We start from the raw sequence: 5,726 nt of genomic DNA on the forward strand, positions 1-5,726 counted from the left end.
CACACCCACCCCGACCACGACCACGGCCGCCGAGCCGACCATCGTCGCCCGGCCGGATCTGGTCTTCCTCAGCGGCGACCCGTGGCACCCGGCGGGGCCCCTGGAGGTCTCCGTCAGCAACGTCGGAAAGGCGGCGGCGAAGGGCTTCTTCGTCCTGCGTCTGCCGGCCGGGCTGACCGTGACCTCGGGTGGCGACTGCCGCGGCGCCGGGTCGCCCCAGGCCTGGGTCTGCGGTGGCACGCAGGTGCCGGCCGGTGGTCGGCAGGTGTACCGGCTGGCGCTGAGGGCGACGGCGGCCGAGCCGGTCTTCGGCGTGAGCAGCTGGGGGTCCGTCGCCGGCCGGGACGCCGCCGGTGGCACGGAGGGCCCCACCGACTTCCGCGTCAACTGGCCGGACCGGACGTCGCTGCGGCTGCGGGCCACCGCCAGCCCGGTCGTCGACGCGTCGATGGGGGTGACGGCCCGGGTACGCAACACCGGCACCTTCACCCTCGGCGGCTACTCGCTGAACGTCGTCCCCCCGAAGGGTGTGCAGGTGATCTGGCCGCTGTGCTCGGACAGCGGTCGGATGGCCGGCAAGGGCTGCGAGATCATCCGGTCCGGCGAGCTGAAGGCGGGCGCCACGGACACGGTGCACATCCGCCTCGCGGTCAGCGAGAGGGCGGGGAGCATCCGCCTGTATCTCGCGCCCACCAACCGGTACACCAACAAGGACACCTCGGTCACCGTGCCCGTGCCGGGCGGCACGGGGGGCGGCGCCCCGACGACTCCGCCGGCGGCGACGCCGAGCGTCACGTCCACGCCGAGCGCCACGTCGGCTCCGAGCGCCACGTCGGCTCCGGCGACGCCCGCCGGGGACGGGGCCAGGCTGCCCCGCACCGGTCCGGCCGGCACCACGTACGCCCTGTTCGGTGCGGCGCTGCTGGCCCTCGGGGCCGGCCTGCTGCTGCTGCGCCGCCGGCTCGGCCGCCGCTGAGTTCCGCTGGCCGGGGCCGGTCCTCCGGATGGGCTCCGGGTCGGTCGCCGACGTGCACGGGGATGTCGGCGGCCGGCCGGTCGCGGTGCCGCAGGGGTGCGCCCCCGGACCGGCCCGCCACACGGCGACGCCCGCCGGCACACGGGGTGCGGGCGGGCGTCGCGGCGGCGCGGGGTCAGACCTCGACGACGGTGGGGACGATCATGGGCCGACGGCGGTACGCGTCGTTCACCCACCGTCCCACGGTGCGCCGGACGATCTGCTGGAGCTGGTGCGGATCGGTGATGCCGTCGGAGGCCGCCCGGTTCAGGGCCTCGGTGACCAGCGGGATCACCGGGTTGAACGCCTCCGGGTCCTCGGAGAAGCCCTTCGCCGACAGGGTCGGGCCGCCCACCACCTTGCCGGTGACCGAGTCGACCACCACGGTGGTGGCGATGAATCCGCCGTCGCCGAGGATCCGGCGCTCGGTGAGCAGCGACTCGCTGACGTCGCCGACGGCGAGGCCGTCGACGTAGACGTAGCGGCTCTTCACGTGACCGACCAGGCTGGCCCGGCCCTCGACGAGGTCGACGACGTCGCCGTCCTCGCAGAGCACCACCCGGTCGGCGGCGACGCCGGACTCGATGCCGAGCCGGGCGTGCGCGCGCAGGTGCCGCCACTCGCCGTGCACCGGCATCAGGTTGCTCGGGCGGACCACGTTGAGCAGGTAGAGCAGCTCGCCGGCGGGGGCGTGGCCGGAGACGTGCACCTTGGCCACGTCCTTGTGCACCACCACGGCGCCGGCCCGGGCCAGTCGGTTGATCACCCGGTAGACCGAGGTCTCGTTGCCGGGCACCAGCGAGGAGGCGAGCACCACGGTGTCGCCGGGGGCGATGGTGATGTGCCGGTGGTCGCCGCTGGCCATCCGCCCCAGGGCGCTCATCGGCTCGCCCTGCGAACCGGTGGACATCAGCACGATCTGCTCGGGCGGCAGGGTCGTCGCCTCTTCCAGCCCGACGACCAGCCCGGCCGGGATGTTGAGCAGCCCGAGGTCGCGAGCGATGCCCATGTTGCGGACCATGGACCGGCCGATCAGGGCGACCTTGCGGCCGTGCTCGCCCGCGGAGTCGAACACCTGCTGCACCCGGTGCACGTGCGAGGCGAACGACGCGACGATGATCCGCCCCTTGGCCTTCGCGAAGATCGAGTCGAGCACCGGCCCGATCTCCCGCTCGGGCGTGACGAAGCCGGGGATCTCCGCGTTGGTGGAGTCCGAGAGCAGCAGGTCCACGCCCTCGGCGCCGAGCCGGGCGAACCCGGCCAGGTCGGTGATCCGACCGTCCAACGGGAGCTGGTCCATCTTGAAGTCGCCGGTGTGCAGCACCAGGCCGGCCGGCGTGCGGATGGCCACCGCGAGCGCGTCGGGGATCGAGTGGTTGACCGCGAAGAACTCGCACTCGAACGGGCCGAGCCGCTCCCGGCCGCCCTCCCGCACGGTCAGCGTGTAGGGCTGGATCCGCCGCTCGGCGAGCTTCGCCTCGACCAGGGCGAGGGTGAACTGGGAGCCGACCAGCGGAATGTCGGGCTTGTGCGCGAGCAGGTAGGGAACCGCGCCGATGTGGTCCTCGTGGCCGTGGGTCAGCACGATCGCCTGGACGTCGTCGAGCCGGTCCAGGATCGGACCGAAGTCGGGCAGGATCAGGTCGACCCCGGGCTGCTCCACGTCGGGGAAGAGCACCCCGCAGTCGACCACCAGCAGCTTGCCGTCGTACTCGAAGACGGTCATGTTGCGACCGATGGCACCGAGCCCGCCGAGCGGGATGATCCGCAGCCCACCCTCCGGCAGCGGCGGGGGAAGTTCCGCATCGATGTGCGCCTCGGTCACGCGTCCACCTCATTCTGCGACGCCGTCACTCGGCGTCCGTCGTGTCGTTCGATCATTCGGGCAGCTCCAGGCCCGCCGCCGCGCAGTCCGCGCGGAGTTGGGCGATCTCGTCGTCGGTCGCGTCGACCATCGGCGCGCGCACCGGCCCGGCGGGCTTCCCGGCGGCCGCCAGGCCCGCCTTCACCAGGATCACGCCCTGGGTACGGAAGATGCCGGTGAACAGCGGCAGCAGCCGCCGGTGCAGGCTCAACGCGGTGGCGGTGTCCCCCGCGTCGTACGCCTCGATCATCTGCTTGGTCAGCGCGCCCGTGAAGTGGGTCGAGGTGCCGACCACGCCCACGCCGCCCACGGCCAGCGAGGGCAGGGTGAGCGAGTCCTCGCCGCTGTAGAAGGCGAGGTTCGTCCGGCTGGTGACCCAGCTCGTGGCGGTCAGGTCGCCCTTGGCGTCCTTCACCGCGACGATCCGGGCGTGTTCGGCCAGGCGCACCATCGTCTCGGTGTCGATCGGCACGCCCGCCCGGTGCGGGATGTCGTAGAGCATCACCGGCAGCCCGGTGGCGTCCGCGACGGCGGTGAAGTGCCGCAGCAGGCCGCTCTGCGGCGGCTTGTTGTAGTAGGGCGTGACCACGAGCAGGCCGTGCGCGCCCGCCTTCTCGGCGGCCGTGGAGAGCTCGATGGTGTGCCGGGTGTCGTTGGTGCCGACCCCGGCCACGACCTTGGCGCGGTCACCGACGGCTCCCACCACGGCCCGGATCAGCTGTTCCTTCTCGGCCTCGGTGGTGGTCGGCGACTCGCCGGTGGTGCCGTTGACCACCAGCGCGTCGTTGCCCTGCTCGTCGACCAGGTAGCTGGCGAGCCGCGCGGCGCCGTCGAGGTCGAGCGAGCCGTCGGCGGTGAACGGGGTCACCATGGCCGTGAGGACTCGCCCGAAGGGGCGGGACACCGCCCGGGCGGGCGTGTCAGGGTGGTCGTGCGTCATGCCACCAACCTAGCGGACGACCACCGGCGCCCCGCCGGGGAAGCCCTCAGGACAGCTCGGCGTGCGGGCTCGCCGCCACTTCGGTGCCGTCGGGCAGGGCCGAGATGACGAAGTCGGCGAAGACGTTCGGGGCGACGCCCTGGAGCTGGCGCAGGCACTCCACCGCCAGCTCGCGGATCTCCACGTCGGCGTGCTCCGTCGCGCGCATGGCGATGAAGTGCCGCCAGGCCCGGTAGTTGCCGGTGACGACGATGCGCGTCTCGGTGGCGTTGGGCAGCACCGCGCGGGCCGCCTGGCGGGCCTGCTTGCGCCGCAGCGTGGCGTTCTCCACGTCGGCGAAGCGCCGCTCCAGCCCCTCCAGCAGCTCGTTGTACGCGCGCACGCTCGCCTCGGCGGCCTCCACGAACTTCTTGTGCAGCTCCGGGTCGTCGGCGATCACCGAGGGCTCGACCATGGCGGCGTCGCGCTCCGGCACGTACCGCTGGGAGAGCTGGGAGTACGAGAAGTGCCGGTGCCGGATCAGCTCGTGGGTGAACGAGCGGGAGACCCCGCTGAAGTAGAAGCTGACCGAGCCGTGCTCCAGCACGCTCAGGTGGCCGACCTCCAGGATGTGCGCGAGGTAGCCGGCGTTGGTGGCGGTGGCCGGGTTCGGCTTCTTCCAGCTCTGGTAGCAGGCCCGGCCGGCGAACTCCGCGAGGGCCTGGCCGCCCTCGGCGTCGGTCGACCACGGCACGTCGTCGGGGGCCTCGAAGTGCGTCCACGCGACGAGCTTGACCTGGGGCTGCACCATCTCCGGCATTCCTGGGACTGTAGTGGCGTGGCCCCGGCCCGCCCAAGCCAGGCTCGCCCGGTGCAACGTCGATCACGGTGCAATGTCGATGACGGTGCACTGTCGATCACCCGGCTGAGCTGTCGATCACGCGGCCGGGTGATCGAACACGCGGGGCGCGCATCGTTCCGCTGTCGGACGCCGGGCCTGGCGCACGGCCGGCCGGCGTCCCCTCCCGCGCGCTGTCGAGCTGAATCGTTCACGACATCGGCGAGCAGCGACGAGTCGTGGAAACGCCGGGCCGACCGCGGGCGCTCGGGAGCGACCTCGGTCGGACGCCCCGCCGCCGGCAAGCCCGACCGAGTGCGGCCTCAGCGCGCACCACGACCGGCCACACCCGCCGCCAATCGGCCTGACCGCAGAGCGAAGGGCCTTGGCGGCGTGATGTCGTAAACGACTCAGCTCGACAGGACGCACACCCCGAGACGGCTGAGGCGTCCCGGCCTCCTACGGTGACGCCCGGCGCGGCCGGCGACGCAGGCAGGGCGAGCGGCCGGCGACGCGGGCAGGGCGGCCGGCTGGGCTCAGACGTAGAGGGAGGTGAAGGGTGCCCAGGGCAGGTTGCGCAGGATCGTGAAGGCCAGCCAGGCAGCCAGGAAGACGCCGATCACCCGGGAGCTGATCCGCAGCTCGGGCAGGCGCCAGCCGAACGCCTGCCGGCCCGCCCACGCGACGAAGAGATAGGCCAGGAAGGGCAGCGCGAAGACGAAGAGGAAGTGGTGCCGGGCGGCGGCCGGCAGGTCGGCGTGCAGCACGTACCAGAGCGCGCGGGTGCCGCCGCAGCCCGGGCAGTCCAGCCCCGTGGTGAGCTTGAGCAGGCAGGTCGGCGCGGCGTCGGGCGCCGAGCGGGTGGGGTCGCTGATCAGCGCGTAGCCGATGCCGGCGGCGACACAGCCGAGCGCGGCCAGCGGCACCGCCCAGCGCGGGGAGCGCTCGTAGAGGCGGACGACGAAGCGGGTGAGCCGGTCCGGCTCGGCGACGGGGTAGGCCGCCGCCCCCGGATAGGGCGAACCCGGATAGGCCGCCCCGGGGTAGGGCTGATCCGGATGGGGCGCACCCGGGTGGGGCGGATAGGGCG

Annotated in this window: 5 protein-coding genes; 1 reads left to right on the forward strand and 4 read right to left on the reverse strand. The window is 73.1% G+C overall.

Translation table 11 applies throughout. The features are described from left to right. The coding region (locus F6X68_RS30025) for an LPXTG cell wall anchor domain-containing protein (protein WP_151457405.1) at positions 1–976 on the forward strand (976 nt) is incomplete at its 5' end. A gap of 175 nt (positions 977–1,151) precedes the next feature. Here F6X68_RS30025 and F6X68_RS30030 read toward each other — a convergent pair. From F6X68_RS30030 to F6X68_RS30045, 4 genes are all read right to left on the reverse strand, one after another. Beyond that, the gene (locus tag F6X68_RS30030) at positions 1,152–2,840 is read right to left on the reverse strand and encodes a ribonuclease J (RefSeq protein ID WP_151457406.1); all 1,689 of its coding nucleotides are present in this window, start codon (positions 2,838–2,840) and stop codon (positions 1,152–1,154) included. Positions 2,841–2,892: 52 nt separating this feature from the next. Continuing rightward, on the reverse strand, positions 2,893–3,819 hold the full coding sequence (dapA, locus tag F6X68_RS30035; RefSeq protein WP_151457407.1) for a 4-hydroxy-tetrahydrodipicolinate synthase: 927 nt from the start codon (positions 3,817–3,819) through the stop codon (positions 2,893–2,895). A gap of 46 nt (positions 3,820–3,865) precedes the next feature. Continuing rightward, complete coding sequence (gene thyX / locus F6X68_RS30040; protein WP_151457408.1) at positions 3,866–4,609, reverse strand: FAD-dependent thymidylate synthase; 744 nt, start codon at positions 4,607–4,609, stop codon at positions 3,866–3,868. A gap of 563 nt (positions 4,610–5,172) precedes the next feature. After that, positions 5,173–5,726, reverse strand: a 554-nt coding sequence (locus tag F6X68_RS30045; RefSeq protein WP_225852515.1) for a DUF2752 domain-containing protein, incomplete at its 5' end; no start/stop codon positions are given.

The organism is Micromonospora sp. AMSO12t, assembly GCF_008806585.1.
Lineage (GTDB): Bacteria > Actinomycetota > Actinomycetes > Mycobacteriales > Micromonosporaceae > Micromonospora > Micromonospora reichwaldensis.

Coding starts and splice junctions, on each gene's coding strand:
- dapA (WP_151457407.1), bottom strand. CDS start 3,819: ATGACGCACGACCACCCTGACACGCCCGCCCGGGCGGTGTCCCGCCCC.
- thyX (WP_151457408.1), bottom strand. CDS start 4,609: ATGGTGCAGCCCCAGGTCAAGCTCGTCGCGTGGACGCACTTCGAGGCC.